Origin of the sequence: Mycoplana ramosa (assembly GCF_041930185.1) — a bacterium.
Classification (GTDB): Bacteria; Pseudomonadota; Alphaproteobacteria; order Rhizobiales; family Rhizobiaceae; genus Mycoplana; species Mycoplana ramosa.
In genome coordinates this window covers 85,229-99,830 of sequence record NZ_JBHEEW010000010.1, presented here as the reverse complement: position 1 = coordinate 99,830, position 14,602 = coordinate 85,229, and the positions used below count along the sequence as shown (strand labels likewise).

The following is a 14,602-nucleotide window of genomic DNA, read 5'->3' as shown; positions in this document are numbered from 1 at the left end:
TCGAACGATCATCGGTAATCGCGATGGTAGCGATCGCCGAGCCCCGTCAGGATTTCGTAGGATATGGTGCCCGCATCGGCGGCGAGGGCCTCCAGCGTCTGGTTCGGACCGATCAGTTCGACCAGGCTGCCGAGCTTCAGCGTGCCTGGCGGAAGGGCGCTGACGTCGATCGTGATGCTGTCCATCGACACGCGCCCGACGATCGGCAGCCGCACCCCGCCATGATAGGCCGCACCCTTGTGGCTGAGACTGCGCGGCAGGCCATCGGCATAGCCGGCCGCAATCGTCGCCAAACGGGTTTCGCCCGTCGTGACGTGCGCACCGCCGTAGCCGACATGTGTGCCGGCGGGAACCGTCCGCGTCTGGACCACGCGGACATCGAGCCGGACCACCGGGCGCATCGGGTTTTCGATGGCGTCGGTCGGGGCGCCGCCATAAAGCGCAATCCCCGGGCGCGCCATCGCGCCGTGGAAATCGCCGCCGAGGAAGATGCCGCCGGAATTGGCAAAGCTGAGCGGGAGCGAGGGGAACAGGGCCGAGGCGGCGCGTAAAGCCGCCAGTTGGTCGGCGTTTTGGGGATTCTCCGATTCGTCGCCACTTGCGAGATGGCTCATGAGAAAGAGCAAGTCTACGCCATCGAGCAGGCTCGGATCGGCCGCCAGCGCCGTCACCTCTTCAGGCGGCAGGCCGAGCCGCGACATGCCGCTGTCGATCTGCAGCATCGCGGGTAGGCGAGTCCGGCGTGCTTTTGCCGTCCGCGACCAGTTCTCGACCTGCTCAAGCGAATTGAGGACGGGGATGATCCCTTCGTCGGCGCATGTTTCCTCCGCGCCGGGCTGCAAGCCGTTCAGAACAAAGATCCGGGCTCTGTCGCCGATCGATGGCTTGAGCCGCAGCGCCTCGCCGATGTGTGCGACGAAGAAATCGCGGCAGCCGGCATCGTACAAGACAGGGGCGACGCGGGCTGCATCCAGGCCGTAGGCGTTCGCCTTGACCACGGCCGCGACGGCGGCCGGGGCTGCACGCTCGACCAACTGACGATAGTTCTGCCGCAAGGCCTTCAGGTCGATCGCAAGGTATCCCGAAGCGCCGTTCTGGTTGATGATCTCACGTGGTTGTGTGTTCACGTCCCTACTCCCGATATCGGAGTAGGCTATTGATACGATCGGTTGCTTTTCTTCGAATTATTGCTCTGTTATTGCATTTCGCAATAACGAACAGAATTTTGTGCGAATAGATGGAAGATTCTGCATGAGGGGTTTGGACTCGATCGATCGCAATATCATTCGCCAGCTCCGGTTGAATGCGCGCATCACAAACGCGAAGCTGTCGGAGGAGGTCGGCCTGTCGCCGTCGGCCTGCCTGCGGCGGATCAGCCTGCTCGAACAATCGGGCGTCATTCGCGGCTACACGGCGCTCGTCGGCAACTCGGAAGGCGAGAACCCGATCGCAGTCATCATCAACATCACGCTCGAGCGTCAGACCGAAGAACACCTGAACCGCTTCGAATCGGCGGTCAAACGGCATCCGGAAATCCAGGAATGCTATCTGATGACCGGCGGGTCGGACTATCTGCTGCGGGTCGAGGTGGAAAACGCCGGTGACTTCGAGCGGATCCACAAGGAGATCCTGGCGAAGCTGCCGGGGGTCCTGCGCATCCATTCGAGTTTCTCGATCCGCAACGTCCTGGCAACCCGGGTTCAGCCGCGCTGAGCGTGTCAAGCTGGGATCGCGAGCTTCGAGGCGGCTCCCTAGGCCTTCAATTCTTCCAGCGTCCTGTCCGACCGGGCAGACGGGTGTTTCGACGGCTTGGCGAATCTCACCAGTTGAAGACCCCGGGTAAAGAGCTTGTGGTCCGGAAGCGGCCGTCCGATGCTGACGATTGTCGAGCCTTGCAGGTCCTTTTGCAGGATCGACAAAGCCCGCCGTTGGGCCGGAGGTTCCATCGATTCCAGAACCTCGTCGATGAAGATCCAACGCGGCTTGTGCAGGGATAGCCTCGCAAACGAGAGAAGGCGCTCGTCCTCGTCGCTCAGTTCACGATCCCAACGCGCCTCGGTGTCGAGGTTGGACGCCAGGCGCTGGAGGCCGACCTTTGACAGCGCTTCGGACAGTTGCGCGTCGTCGAAAACGTCAGACTGGGGATAGGAGAGAACATCACGAAGCTTGCCGGGTGGCAGATAGGGGGTGCGCGGCAGGAAAGTGATCGGCTCGTCGTTGGGCAGACCGACGCGCCCGCTGCCCCACGGCCAGAGACCTGCCAATGCACGAAAAAGCAGGGTCTTGCCGGTTCCGGGATCTCCGATGATGACGATCCGCTCGCCCGGCGCGATCTCGACGCGGGGCTCTTCCAGGCGGGTATGGCCGCTCGGCGAGGCAACTTCGAGGTCGTCGATCGTCAGGCGGTTGCTGTCGTTCAACGAAAATTCGATGCGTCCCTCGGTGTCGTTCAGGGCGTCGGTGCCAATCAGGGCGCTTCGGAATGACGTGATCCGCTGCAGTGTCGCCCGCCAGTCGGTGATGGCGCCGATATTGGCGATGAACCAGCGCAGCGACGTGTGCACCTGGTTGAAGGCGCCGACTGCCATCATCAGCCCGCCGAAGCTGATATGTCCGGCAAAGTAGACGGGTGCGGCCACCAGGATCGGCGCGACGACCGTCACCCAGCCATAGCCGTCGACCACCCAGGCGAGGTTGATCTGTGCCCGAAAAATGTTGCGCATCGCCGTGAGGACGGATCCGAGGTCGTTTTCCAGCCGCTGCTGCTCGGCGGCCTCGCCGCCGGCAAGCGAAATGGAATCGATGTGCTCGTTGACGCGCATCATGGTGAAGCGCAGTGCCGCCTCGCGATTGTAGCGCTCGCCGTTGAGGTTGATCAGCGGGCGTCCGACCAGCCAGCTGAGCCAGGATGCGGAGCCGGCATAGATGATCGCCGCCCAGACCATGTAGCCGGGGATGTCGAAGCTCCGTTCACCGACGTGAAATACGAAACCGTCCGAGAGCGACCAAAGAACGCCGACGAAGGAAAACAGCAGGATCGACGACTGCAGCAGACCGAAGGCAAGGTCGGTCGTCAGGTCGGCGAGGTGGCCAGCGTCTTCCTGCATGCGCTGGTCCGGATTGATGCCGATCGCGCCGACACTGGCTAGTCGGAAGGCGCGTCGCGGGCGCATCCACTCGGCAATGAGGTCTCTGGTCAGGCCTTCGCGCAGCTTGAGGCGAAACATCTGGTTCAGCCATTGTTGCGAGACGTTGAACAGAACAAGCACGCCGGCAATTCCGGCAAAGATGGTCAACTGGTGAAAGAAGGCATCGGTGTCGCGGCGTTCGATCGCGTCGTAAAATGGCTTGTACCACTGGTTCAGCACAATCTGGCCGAGCGCCGTTGCCACGACGACCACGAAGCTGCCCGCGGAGATTGCAAAGAGCACCTTGAACACCGGCGATGCCATGTAGATCCGCCGCATCATCATCATTTGCGCCCACAGGCTTTCCTCCACTCCTGCGGGGTTGGCAGGTCTGGCATTCTCCGCGGTGACATTCGACATCGTCGGATCCTTCTTCGCAGTGCGCCGGCCCTGAGAACGGGCGGCCGATTGCGGGGGCATCGCAGCGCGCGAGTGACAGGGTCGATTTGGTGTCGAAGATTAGCGCCTGCCGCCGAGGCCGCCACATCATTTTGACGCTCGAACAATCAATTTTATGCCGAGCGTCCACGCGCCGAACTGAGGCAGGCATGTCGAGTGACACTGCTCGATGGGTGCGATGATCGGACAGGTTGCTTCCGGAGCGCAATTCGATACAAGCGGGGCGCACCCAAATACCCGGCGCCGCAGCGGCGCCCTGCCGAAGCTCGGAGAATATGATGACGACGCATGCATATCGAGACACGACGCTTTTGATCAACGGCGAATGGCGCGGCTCCTCGGACGGCGCGACGATTCCGGTGCTCGATCCGGCAACAGGCGAGGAGATCGGCAAGGTGTCGAAGGCAACGCGCGCGGACCTCGATGCCGCGGTTGCCGCGGCCGATGCCGGCTTCAGGGTCTGGAGCAACGTTTCGGCCTACGAACGCTCGAAGATCATGCGCCGGGCCGCCGACATCCTGCGCGAGCGCCGGGAAGGCATTGCCGTCCTGATGACGCGCGAGCAGGGCAAGCCGCTCGGCGAGGCGATGGGCGAAATCGCCGCCGCCAGCGACCTGATCGAATGGTTCGCCGAGGAGGGCCGGCGCACCTACGGCCAGGTGATCCCCGGCCGCAGCCCCAACGTCTCGCAGACCGCAATCAAGCTGCCCGTCGGTCCGGCCGCGGCCTTTACGCCGTGGAATTTCCCGATCAATCAGGTTGTTCGCAAGCTGTCCGGGGCGCTTGCCGCAGGTTGCTCGATCATCGTCAAGGCGCCGGAAGAAACGCCGGCTTCGCCTGCCGAACTGATCCGCGCCTTCGTCGATGCCGGGGTTCCCGCCGGCGTCATCGGGCTCGTCTTCGGCGTCCCTTCCGAGATCTCCGAATACCTGATCGCGCACCCGGTCATCCGCAAGATCTCGTTCACCGGCTCGACCCCGATCGGCAAGCAACTGGCGGCGCTCGCCGGCCTGCACATGAAGCGGGCGACGATGGAGCTCGGCGGCCATGCGCCTGCGATCGTGCTGGAGGATGCCGACGTCGAAAAGGCGGTGAAGGTCCTCGCCTTCTCGAAGTTCCGCAATGCCGGCCAGGTCTGCGTCTCGCCGACGCGCTTCCTCGTCCAGGAGAAGGTGTTCGATCGCTTCCTCGACGGCTTCGTCGAGGCCGCGCGCGCGGTCAAGATCGGCAATGGGCTGGAGGACGGCGTGACGATGGGGCCGCTCGCAAACGAGCGCCGCATCCCCGCGCTCGAGGCGCTGATCAACGATGCGGTCGAACGCGGCGGGCGGCTGGTGACCGGCGGCCGGCGGATCGGCAACAAGGGCAATTTCTTCGAGGCGACGGTTCTCGCCAATGTGCCGACCGATGCCCGGGTGATGAACGAGGAGCCGTTCGGCCCGCTCGCCATCATCAACCCGGTCGCAAGCCTCGATGCGGCGATCGAGGAGGCGAACCGCCTGCCGTTCGGCCTTGCCTCCTATGCCTTCACCTCGTCGATCGAAAGCGCGCACGCGCTTGCGACGCGCGTCGAAGCAGGCATGACGACGATCAACCATAACGGCCTGGCGCTGCCGGAAGTCCCCTTCGGCGGAATCAAGGATTCCGGCTACGGCAACGAAGGCGGATCGGAAGCGATCGAGGCCTATCTCGTGACGAAGTTCGTCTCGGTCGTCTGACCGTTCGACACCGCCCGCCCCTGAACGGGAGAAGGGCGGCTCAAGCAGCCGTTTCGGCGCGTCATGCGCCGGGGCGGCCAGAAATCTATAGGTTTGGTGGAAATTTCCACCGCAAACCGTTTCACGGAACGGATTTTTCGCAGGCGCCACGCCCAACAAATGACCATTCTTTGCTTCAAGAATGGGTATTTGCGATTTTCCGACCGCGACAACCGATGGTCCTCCCAAGACCGGCACAATGTGAAAGCAGGTAAATCCATGACCAAGACCGTTCTCCAACTTCTCGACAGCGTTCGCGTCACCCGCCGGGGAGGGCTTGCCGCGCTTCTGGCGGCAACCGTTGCAACCTTCGCCTCGACGATGCCGGGTGCCGCCCAGGCCGAGGACAAGACGACGGTCAAGGTCGGCATCATGAGCGGCGAGGACGAGGACGTCTGGCGCGTCGTTGTCGCCGAGGCTGCCAAGAAGGGCCTGACGGTCGAACCGGTCATCTTCAACGACTACACCCAGCCGAACGAGGCACTGGAGCGCGGCGAGATCGACGCTAACGCCTTCCAGCACGGTCCCTATCTCGAAAACCAGATCCAGGCACACGGCTACAAGATCGTGATTGCCGGCTACACGGCCGTCTGGCCGATCGGCATCTATTCCAAGAAGCACAAGAGCGTAGCCGATCTGCCCGAGGGCGCGGTGATTGGCGTGCCGAACGATCCGTCGAACGAAGGCCGCGCGCTACTGGTGCTGCAAGAGCAGGGCGTCATCAAGCTCAAGGACGGCACCGGCATCCTCGCGACCGTTGCCGATATCGCCGAGAACCCCAAGAACGTCGAGATCAAAGAACTGGACGCTGGCATCGTCGGCCGCACGGTCGATGACCTCGATGCCGCCGTCGTCAACACCAACTGGGCGCTGCAGAGCGGGCTTGCGATCGAGGATCGCATCGCGATCGAGACGATCGAGAACAATCCCTATCGCAACTTCATTGCGGTGCGCGAAGCCGACAAGGATCTGCCCTGGGTGAAGACGCTCGTCTCTTCCTACCAGAACGACGCCGTGAAGGCCGAATTCGATCGCGTCTACAAGGGCACCGGCACCGTCGCCTATTGACCTGACCCGCCTTCGGACATGAACATCAGGCGGCTCGCGACCCATTGGGCGTCGCGAGCCGCCTCGCCATTGCGAGATGGCGGAAAGGAACACCCATGACCTCCCATCATTCATTCGTCGGCCAGCCGGCGGATGCCGAAAGCGGACGTGACGCCGTCGTCCGGCTGTCCGGCGTACACCGCCATTTCGGCCAGACACCGGCGATCGACGGCGTGTCTTTGACGGTGCGCAAAGGTGAGATCCTAGGACTGATCGGCCGCAGCGGCGCCGGCAAGTCCACCCTCATCCGATGCCTCAACGGCCTGGAGCGGCCCGACCGCGGTTCCATCCAGATCGAGGGGCGCGAGATCACCGGCCTGAGCGAAGAAGAACTGCAGCCCGTTCGCCGCCGGATCGGCATGATCTTCCAGCATTTCAACCTGCTGTCGGCCAAGACGGTCGAGGAGAACGTCGCGCTGCCGCTGAAGATCGAGGGCTGGACAAAAGAGAAGCGGCTGGCGCGGGCCGCCGAACTCCTCGATCTTGTCGGCCTTTCCGGCAAGGCGAAAAGCTATCCCAAGGCGCTGTCCGGCGGGCAGAAGCAGCGCGTCGGCATCGCCCGCGCGCTTGCCGCAAAGCCGGCGCTGCTGCTTTCGGACGAAGCGACCTCCGCGCTCGATCCGGAGACGACCGCGGCCATTCTCGATCTCCTGAAGGACATCAACGCCAAGCTCGGGTTGACGATCCTGCTGATCACCCACGAGATGGAAGTGATCCGAACGATTGCGGACCGGGTCGCGGTGATCGATGCGGGACGCATCATCGAAGAAGGGTCCGTCTGGTCGGTGTTCGCCAATCCGCACACCGAGACGACGCGCAGCATGCTTGCCGGCATCCGGACGAAACTGCCGCCACATGTCGCCGCACGGCTGGAGGGCGAGCCAAAGGGAGAAACCATTCTCGGCGTCGATCTCTCGGGTCCAAATGCCGGCTATCTGCTGGCCGGCCTCTCGGGCGAATTGTCGGGCGGCTTTCGCCTGATCCATGGCGGCATCGACCATATCCAGCAGCAGTCGGTCGCCCGCTTCTTCATCGGTGTTCCGCCGTTGGCCGAGGGGCCAGCGCGGGCGATTGCATATCTTGAGCGCCACGGCGCCAAAGTGGAGGTTCTGGGCCATGTCCCCGGTCATGATTGAGCTCTTCATCCGCTCGTTCTGGGAAACGATCGTCATGACGGGGGCATCGGGGTTGATTTCCCTGGCGGCCGGCCTGCCGCTCGGACTCGTGCTGGTGGCGACCGCCAAGGGCGGAATTGCCGAAAACCTCTGGATCAACCGCATCCTCGGCGCGATCGTCAACGGGTTTCGCTCCGTGCCGTTCATCATCCTGCTGGTCGCGCTGATCCCGGTAACCCGGTTCATCGTCGGCACCTCGATCGGCATGTGGGCAGCGATCGTGCCGCTTTCGATCGCGGCCACGCCCTATTACGCCCGCATGGCGGAAGTCTCGCTGCGCGAGGTCGATCGGGGCTTGATCGAGGCCGTTCGTGCCATGGGCGGCAATCGCTGGACGATCGTGCGGGAAGTGCTGGTGCCCGAGGCGCTGCCCAGCCTCATTGCGGGGTTTACGGTGACCCTGATCACGCTGATCGGGGCGTCGGCGATGGCGGGCGCGATCGGTGCCGGGGGTCTCGGCGACCTTGCCATCCGCTATGGCTACCAACGCTTCGAGACGACCGTGATGATTGCCGTTGTTGCCGTGCTGATCCTGCTCGTCTGCGCCATTCAGTGGGCCGGGGACCGGCTGGTTGCACGACTGGACCACAAGGCTTGATCCAACCGCCTGTTCAGGGGCTCCGGGCTTGGCGACCGGGGGCCCTGAGCGGCCCGGTCGGCGTTCGTTCTGCTCTTCCGGCGGGCTTCTCCGCCTTGCCGCCGTCGGGTGGTGTGGCCGGCTGCAGCGGGATGTCCTCGTCGTAGAGGATGCGCTCGGCCGCCCCGTCCATGTCCTCGTACTGCCCGCTCCACAAGGACCACAAGAACAGCACCAGCGCACCGGTGCCGAGAATGAGAGAAATCGGGATCAGGTAGGTGAGAACATTCATGGCCTTGCCTCGCGGGTTCCGCTCGATGGAGTAACCGCCATGCGGCCACAGGGTTCCATCCCGGCCGAATGGGCGTCGCCTCAATCCTTGATCGCCTGATAGGCATGCCAGGTGGCGTGGCCAAGAAGCGGAAAGGTGATGATGAAGCCAAGCATGCCGGAAAGAAGGCTGACGACGGTCAGGACGAGGACGATGAAGCCCCACGTCAGCATCACCGGCAGGTTGTTCCAGGCAAGCGAAATACTGGTCCCCATGGCGGTGAAGGCATCCACGTCCTTGTCCACCACCATGGGCACGCCAAAGACGCTGATGGCGAAGGCGAAGGCGGCGAAGAGGGCGCCCACCACCGTGCCGACGCAAAGCAGCGCCAAGCCCGTCGGCGTGCTGAACAGTATCGGTACGATATGATTGAGGCCCTCGAACGGCTGCCAACCGGCGAATAGCGCGTACAGGATGACGGCTGCGCGCATCCACAGCAGCATCAGCCCGCAGAGGACGGCACCGACGAACAGCACGTGCTGACCCGTACCGGGTTTCGGCCGGATCATGGCGGCGAGGGAAACAGGCAGTCCTGCTTCCAACCTGCGGCTCTTTTCATAGAGGCCGGCGGCAAGCGCGGGGCCGACGACGAGAAAGCCGGCAAGCGCCGGGAAAAGGGCATAGTCGTAGCCGATCGAGTAGAGCCCGCCGACGATGATGATCGAGACGACCGCGACGCCGAGGCCATAAAGCAGGCTCGGCAGCGGCACGGTCCACAGATCACGCCACCCCTGCGCCAGCCACGTGAAAGCCCGTCGTCCGGGCAGGTTGCGGTTGCGGTCGACCGCCTTCGGCAGCGGGGGAACGGTTTCAGGCATCTTCATCTGAGGTCTCTCCGTAACCCGTTGAAGCATGCAGGCTTCTCAGCAAGCCGAGCCGGCCGCGCGGTATTCGCCCGGGGTGACCGATTCCGACTTCAGGTGCGCGACGCAGTCGGGCTCGGACACGACCGCGACATAGATCATATGGGCGTTGGCCAGCGCCAGAAGCGACAGCCCGGCGCCGGCCGCCAGAAGCACCCAGGTCCTCGGCCGGATCGCAAGCCCGCTCATGTCCCATTTCCGACAGCCGCATGCTGTTGCTCCCGGAGGTCCGTCAGGTAGAGGGCGAGTATCTTGATGGCGACCGGCGACAGGCGAAGGCCCCAGCTTGGCATGTGGCCCTGCCGGCCATTGAAGACCGTCTGATAGATCGCATCGCGGCTCGAGCCGTGGATCCAGAAGTGATCGGTCAGGTTCGGCGCGCCAACGTCGGTCTTGCCCTTGGCGTCGTCGCCGTGACAGCTGACGCAGTTGGCGGCGAAGATCTCCTTCCCGGCATCGATCGCGGCGGCGTTCGCCTCCGTTCGCTGTTCCAATCCGGAGAGCGAGCGCACATAGGTGATCACCTGCTGGATGGCCGGGCGGTCGAGCATCTGGTTGCGGCCGAAGGCCAGCATTTGCGACACCCGCGTGTTCGGATCGGCGCCGTTGATGCCAACGGTGATCGTTTCGGCGATGATCTCGGGGGTGTCACCCCAGAGCATCGGGGCTGCCACAATGTTGGGATAGCCCAGGTTGCCTTCTCCGCCCGTGCCGTGGCAGGCGGCGCAATTGTCGCCGAACAAGGTGTGGCCCGTCTCGCGCACGACGCCCATCAGGTCGGAATCTGCCTTGATCGCGGCGAAGTCCTCCTTTTCAATTCGTGCTGTCCAGGCGGCCCGGTCTGCCCTGCCTTCCTCCAGTTGCCTGGCAACGGTCTGCTTCTGGTCGATCCCGAGCCATCCCTTGAAATAGCCAGTCCCATATGGCCAGCTCGGCATGAACAGCGTCCAGATGACGCCGAAAAGCGTAAACGCAATCAGGAAGAACCAGACCGGCTTCGGCACCGGCGTGTGCAGCTCCTTGATGCCGTTCCATTCGTGGCCGGTCGTCATGTGGCCGCTGATGGGATCGCGCTCCCCTACTGACATGGCCGGTCCTCGTCATCCGAGATGATGGAGTTGGCCGCGTGGTCGAACCGTTTCCGGTTCTTCGGCCAGTAGGCGTAGATCACCACGCCGATGGACATGGCGATCAGGTAGAACAGCCCGAACGACTTGGCGAAAGCGGTGACGGTGTCGTGGTCGAAGCTCATGACGCTACTCCACTTTGGCCTGGGCTGATTGCTTGGCTGCATCCGTTAGCCGCCCGAGGATCTGCAGGTAGGCGACGATCGCGTCCATCTCGGTCAGCGTTTCGCCCCTGCCGTCGAACAGGCTGACATTTGTCTTGTCACCATAGCGTTCGGTCACGCCGGCGGCCTGGCCGCTGTCCGGATTGGCCTGGCCGTAGGCGTCCGCGGTGGCATTGGCGATCATCTCGTCGGTATAGGGAACGCCAACCTTGCGAAGTGCGGCCAGATGCTCTCCCAGATCGTCGATCTTGAGCGAATTGCGCAGCAGCCAGCGATAGGCGGGCATCTTCGATTCCGGCACGAGATCGCGCGGATTGTAGAGGTGGGCGACCTGCCATTCGTTGGAGTATTTCCCGCCGATGCGGGCGATGTCCGGGCCGGTGCGCTTGGAGCCCCACAGCATCGGATGATCGTATTTGGATTCGACCGCAAGCGAATAGGGGCCGTAGCGCTCCACTTCGTCGCGCAGGGTGCGGATCATCTGCGAATGGCAGGCGTAGCAGCCCTCGCGAATGTAGATGTTGCGGCCAGCGATCTCCAGCGGCGTGTAGACGCGCATGTCGGGCGCATCCTCCACCGTTTCGTCGATGGTGAAGAGGGGGGCGATCTCGACCAGGCCGCCGATGCCGCCGGCGATGATGATCGCGACCGTGAGGCCGATGGCATTGCGTTCGAGCCGGTAGTGGAAGTTGAACATCGGGCTACTCCCCGGCCTGCGCCCAGGCCTTCGGCGCTGGCGGTTCGAGCGGCAGGTCGACCGCCGCGCCCTCGTCTACCGGCGATGGCCGTCTGATCGTCATCCAGATATTGTAGCAGGCCACGACCGTTCCGGTTAGAAACAGTAGTCCGCCGAAGGTGCGCGCGATGTAGTAAGGGTGCATCGCGACAAGCGAATCGACGAAGGAGTAGGCCAGCGTGCCGTGTTCGTCATAGGTGCGCCACATCAACCCCTGCGTGATGCCGGAGTTCCACATCGAAAAGACGTAGACGACGGTGCCGGCGAGCGCGAGCCAGAAATGGACCTCCACGAGCCTGGCCGAATAGAGGGCCGGGCGCTTCCACATCCAGGGAACGAGCGCGTAGAGCGAGCCGAAGGTGATCATGGCCACCCAGCCGAGCGCGCCGGCATGGACGTGGCCGACGGTCCAGTCGGTATAGTGCGAAAGCGAGTTGACGGCGCGAATCGCCATGAACGAGCCTTCGAAGGTGGCGATACCGTAGAAGATCGCCGCCAGCATCATGAAGCGCAGCACGGCGTCGTCGCGCACCTTGTGCCAGGCGCCGTTCAAGGTCAGGAGCGCGTTGCCGGCCGATGCCCAGGACGGCACGAGCAGCACCAGCGAGAAGACCATGCCCAGCGTCTGCACCCAGTGGGGCAGGGCGGTGTAGTGCAGGTGGTGCGATCCGGCCCACATATAGATGAACGTGATGCCCCAGAAGCTGATGATCGACATGCGGTAGGAATAGATCGGCCGGCCGGCGCGCTTGGGCAGATAGTAATAGAGCATGCCGAGGAAGCCGGCGGTGAGGAAGAAGGCGACGGCGTTGTGGCCATACCACCACTGTGTCATCGCGTCCTGCACGCCGGAAAAGAGCGAGTAGCTCTTGGCGTGGCTTAGCGACACCGGAACCGCCAGATTGTTGACGATGTGCAGCACGGCAACCAAGAGGATGAACGCCATGTAATACCAGTTGGCGACGTAGATATGCGGCTCCCTGCGGCGCGCCAGCGTGCGCAGGTAGATCGAGAAGTAGACCACCCAGACGATGACCAGCCACAGATCGGCATACCATTCCGGCTCTGCGTATTCCTTCGACTGCGTCAGCCCCATCAGGTAACCGGTCGCCGCCAGCACGCAGAACAGGTTGTAGCCGAGCAGCACGAACCAGGGGCTCAACTGGTCGGGCAGACGGGCGCGCGTGGTCCGCTGCAGCACGTGAAAGGAGGTTGCAATCAGCGCATTGCCGCCGAAGCCGAAGATAACGCCGCTGGTATGCACCGGGCGCAGCCGTCCGAAGCTTGCCCAGGCGGCATCGAAGGTCAGGTCCGGCCAGGCCAGCAGGGCCGCGACCCAGACGCCGACGAACATGCCGACGACGCCCCAGACGAGTGCCAGTATGATGCCGGCCTTGGTCGGATCGTCATAGTATTCGCGGAAACGCTCTTCAGATGGCTCGGCCGCGTCTATTCCGCGTAGCAGAAGCCCTATCACGACCATTGTGAAGATTACGACGACCCAGCCATGCACGGCGAGAAGATCGCCCCGCCCGACGACGGCCATTGCTACGCCGACGCAGATGATCACGACTAGCATCATCACAGCGTAGGTGCGCTCCAGGGCGGTCAGCTGTGCAATCATGCCTGCTATCCCCCATTAAAGGGCGATCCGCATGCGACGGGATCACCGAGTGCAATCAGTCCTATCGAACAATCGCGTCAGTCCTCATCCGTATTGCCTGGCACGCCGGAAACCGACAGCGTGCAAGCGCGTCGATGGTTGCATTTTTTCTGCCGAGCGGCAATCCGGTTTTGCGCTCCCTGACTGTGGCGATTGCCCGCGTGGGCACAGTCGAAATCGATACTCGGGACGTTGGCAATTGCGTGCTATCAAGATGTCGCAACTGACGGATTCGCCACATCGCGGCGGCCGCTCCCTGTACAAAGACGCATGATGAGCCAGATACCGCAGATCGACTATACCGTTGCCAGCGATGCCGTTCGCGCCGAGCATGATCGCGAACTGGCCTTGCGTGGCCGCATGACGAACATGAAGCGCACGCTGCTGCATTCGCCAACCGCGCACCGCATCTATGCCGAATGGTTCACGCTCCGGGCCGAACTCGACCCCGCAATCACCGATCGCGAGATCTGGATCTTCTCGCATGCGATATCGAAGGCGGCGAAGTCGAAGATCGCCATCACGTTCTTCCGCCGCGCCTTGACCAATGCAGGCTTCGATCCCGATGCGCTGGAGCTCGCCGAAACGGAAGCGCTGCTCGACCGCTTCGGCAAGGCGATCGTCACCGATTCCAATGCGGTGCCAGCCGAGATCTGGGAAGAACTCAAGAGGCGCTATGACAGCAAGACGCTCGTCGACCTCGTTGCTTTTGCCGGCATCATGCTTGCAACCGCCGTCTTCAACAATGTCGTCGAGGTCGAGTTCGATCCGGACCTCGAACCGTTTGCCGAAAAAGCTGAGGGGAGCGAACGGATGCGAGCAGACGCGCAGGCTGACAGGTCCCCGTAGACCGTCTTTGCGCTGGCAGCTAGCCGGAAATCGTCGTCACGAATTTCGGATTTCCGCGTATGGTGTTGCTCACCGTGCAGATTTCGTCCTCGGCCGCACGGGCGATCGCCTCGCGGGTTTGCGCGTCGATGTCGCCGCGGATGGTGAAGGCGATGTTGAACCTCTGCACGCGCGACGGGCCCTCGGGGGCCTTCTCACCGGTGACGACGGCCGCGACCTCGGTCAACCTGACGAGGACGCCCATCTGGCTTGCCGCCATGCGTGCGCTCATGGTGAGGCAGGCGGACAGCGAGGCATAGAGCAGGTCAAGCGGGTTGAATCCCGGCTGCGAGGCGCCCGTCACGATGTCGAGCGTGCCGCCGGTTGCGGAGGTTACGTGGGGAAACCCCGTACGGCCGAGTGTGGCGGTGGCTCCCGTCGGCCTGGCCTTGATCTTGGCTTCACTCATGGTTTTGCCTGTCCGTCGCTGCTTTGGTTGGTGATAGGAAGATGCGCATGTCCTTGCAAGAGGAAAGCCGTTCGATCAACCTGCCGCCCCGCCAGAGCCGGCCCGACGGGCATGCACAAATCCATTCTCCGGCCGTCGATCTGTCGTATTATTGTCAGCCAGGAGCGACGCGGCTGGCGGAACAGCAGGCTGGTGCATCGCATTGACTTGGCAAGGGC

At 63.2% G+C, this 14,602-nt stretch carries 17 protein-coding genes; 7 read left to right on the top strand and 10 right to left on the bottom strand.

Annotation, left to right across the window (positions count from 1 at the left end; translation table 11 throughout):
* Positions 1 to 8 precede the first annotated feature (8 nt).
* On the bottom strand, positions 9 to 1,127 hold the full coding sequence (alr, locus tag JNC62_RS14310) for an alanine racemase (protein WP_374839689.1): 1,119 nt from the start codon (positions 1,125 to 1,127) through the stop codon (positions 9 to 11).
* A 124-nt stretch (positions 1,128 to 1,251) separates the two neighbouring features.
* On the opposite strand from alr, the gene JNC62_RS14305 reads away from it, so the two are divergent.
* On the top strand, positions 1,252 to 1,713 hold the full coding sequence (locus JNC62_RS14305) for an Lrp/AsnC family transcriptional regulator (RefSeq protein ID WP_310415960.1): 462 nt from the start codon (positions 1,252 to 1,254) through the stop codon (positions 1,711 to 1,713).
* A 38-nt stretch (positions 1,714 to 1,751) separates the two neighbouring features.
* Here JNC62_RS14305 and JNC62_RS14300 read toward each other — a convergent pair whose 3' ends face one another.
* Complete coding sequence (locus JNC62_RS14300) at positions 1,752 to 3,548, bottom strand: ABC transporter ATP-binding protein/permease (RefSeq protein ID WP_374839688.1); 1,797 nt, start codon at positions 3,546 to 3,548, stop codon at positions 1,752 to 1,754.
* Between the two features lie 317 nt (positions 3,549 to 3,865).
* On the opposite strand from JNC62_RS14300, the gene JNC62_RS14295 reads away from it, so the two are divergent.
* The 4 genes from JNC62_RS14295 (at position 3,866) to JNC62_RS14280 (ending at position 8,224) form a co-directional block, all read left to right on the top strand.
* Positions 3,866 to 5,305, top strand: a complete 1,440-nt coding sequence (locus tag JNC62_RS14295) for an NAD-dependent succinate-semialdehyde dehydrogenase (protein WP_374839687.1) — start codon at positions 3,866 to 3,868, stop codon at positions 5,303 to 5,305.
* A gap of 258 nt (positions 5,306 to 5,563) precedes the next feature.
* Complete coding sequence (locus tag JNC62_RS14290; protein WP_374839686.1) at positions 5,564 to 6,412, top strand: MetQ/NlpA family ABC transporter substrate-binding protein; 849 nt, start codon at positions 5,564 to 5,566, stop codon at positions 6,410 to 6,412.
* A gap of 95 nt (positions 6,413 to 6,507) precedes the next feature.
* Positions 6,508 to 7,587, top strand: a complete 1,080-nt coding sequence (locus JNC62_RS14285) for a methionine ABC transporter ATP-binding protein (RefSeq protein ID WP_374839685.1) — start codon at positions 6,508 to 6,510, stop codon at positions 7,585 to 7,587.
* Positions 7,568 to 8,224 (top strand): methionine ABC transporter permease, encoded by a 657-nt coding sequence (locus JNC62_RS14280; RefSeq protein ID WP_374839684.1) that lies wholly within the window; start codon positions 7,568 to 7,570, stop codon positions 8,222 to 8,224. Before JNC62_RS14285 ends, JNC62_RS14280 begins: the two co-directional genes overlap by 20 nt.
* 13 nt (positions 8,225 to 8,237) lie before the next feature.
* Here JNC62_RS14280 and ccoS read toward each other — a convergent pair whose 3' ends face one another.
* From ccoS to ccoN, 7 genes are all read right to left on the bottom strand, one after another.
* Positions 8,238 to 8,495, bottom strand: a complete 258-nt coding sequence (gene ccoS / locus JNC62_RS14275; RefSeq protein ID WP_374839683.1) for a cbb3-type cytochrome oxidase assembly protein CcoS — start codon at positions 8,493 to 8,495, stop codon at positions 8,238 to 8,240.
* A gap of 80 nt (positions 8,496 to 8,575) precedes the next feature.
* The gene (locus tag JNC62_RS14270) at positions 8,576 to 9,358 is read right to left on the bottom strand and encodes a DUF2189 domain-containing protein (protein WP_374839682.1); all 783 of its coding nucleotides are present in this window, start codon (positions 9,356 to 9,358) and stop codon (positions 8,576 to 8,578) included.
* Between the two features lie 39 nt (positions 9,359 to 9,397).
* Positions 9,398 to 9,586, bottom strand: a complete 189-nt coding sequence (locus JNC62_RS14265) for a hypothetical protein (RefSeq protein ID WP_374839681.1) — start codon at positions 9,584 to 9,586, stop codon at positions 9,398 to 9,400.
* Entirely contained in the window at positions 9,583 to 10,485 is a 903-nt protein-coding gene (gene ccoP / locus JNC62_RS14260; protein ID WP_374839680.1) for a cytochrome-c oxidase, cbb3-type subunit III, read from the bottom strand. The genes JNC62_RS14265 and ccoP overlap by 4 nt, the downstream gene beginning before the upstream one ends.
* Positions 10,476 to 10,649 carry a cbb3-type cytochrome c oxidase subunit 3 gene (locus tag JNC62_RS14255; protein WP_374839679.1) on the bottom strand — a complete coding sequence of 58 codons (174 nt, stop codon included), beginning with the start codon at positions 10,647 to 10,649 and terminating at the stop codon, positions 10,476 to 10,478. Before JNC62_RS14255 ends, ccoP begins: the two co-directional genes overlap by 10 nt.
* Before the next feature lie 4 nt (positions 10,650 to 10,653).
* Positions 10,654 to 11,385 (bottom strand): cytochrome-c oxidase, cbb3-type subunit II, encoded by a 732-nt coding sequence (gene ccoO, locus JNC62_RS14250; RefSeq protein ID WP_374839678.1) that lies wholly within the window; start codon positions 11,383 to 11,385, stop codon positions 10,654 to 10,656.
* Between the two features lie 4 nt (positions 11,386 to 11,389).
* Positions 11,390 to 13,048 carry a cytochrome-c oxidase, cbb3-type subunit I gene (ccoN, locus tag JNC62_RS14245; RefSeq protein ID WP_374839677.1) on the bottom strand — a complete coding sequence of 553 codons (1,659 nt, stop codon included), beginning with the start codon at positions 13,046 to 13,048 and terminating at the stop codon, positions 11,390 to 11,392.
* A 312-nt stretch (positions 13,049 to 13,360) separates the two neighbouring features.
* On the opposite strand from ccoN, the gene JNC62_RS14240 reads away from it, so the two are divergent.
* On the top strand, positions 13,361 to 13,936 hold the full coding sequence (locus tag JNC62_RS14240; protein ID WP_374839676.1) for a carboxymuconolactone decarboxylase family protein: 576 nt from the start codon (positions 13,361 to 13,363) through the stop codon (positions 13,934 to 13,936).
* A 19-nt stretch (positions 13,937 to 13,955) separates the two neighbouring features.
* Here the strand turns inward: JNC62_RS14240 and JNC62_RS14235 are convergent, their stop codons facing one another.
* A complete protein-coding gene (locus JNC62_RS14235) occupies positions 13,956 to 14,384 on the bottom strand; it encodes an OsmC family protein (protein ID WP_374839675.1) in 429 nt (142 codons plus the stop codon).
* A gap of 47 nt (positions 14,385 to 14,431) precedes the next feature.
* On the opposite strand from JNC62_RS14235, the gene JNC62_RS14230 reads away from it, so the two are divergent.
* Positions 14,432 to 14,590 carry a hypothetical protein gene (locus JNC62_RS14230; protein WP_374839674.1) on the top strand — a complete coding sequence of 53 codons (159 nt, stop codon included), beginning with the start codon at positions 14,432 to 14,434 and terminating at the stop codon, positions 14,588 to 14,590.
* Positions 14,591 to 14,602: the final 12 nt, after the last annotated feature.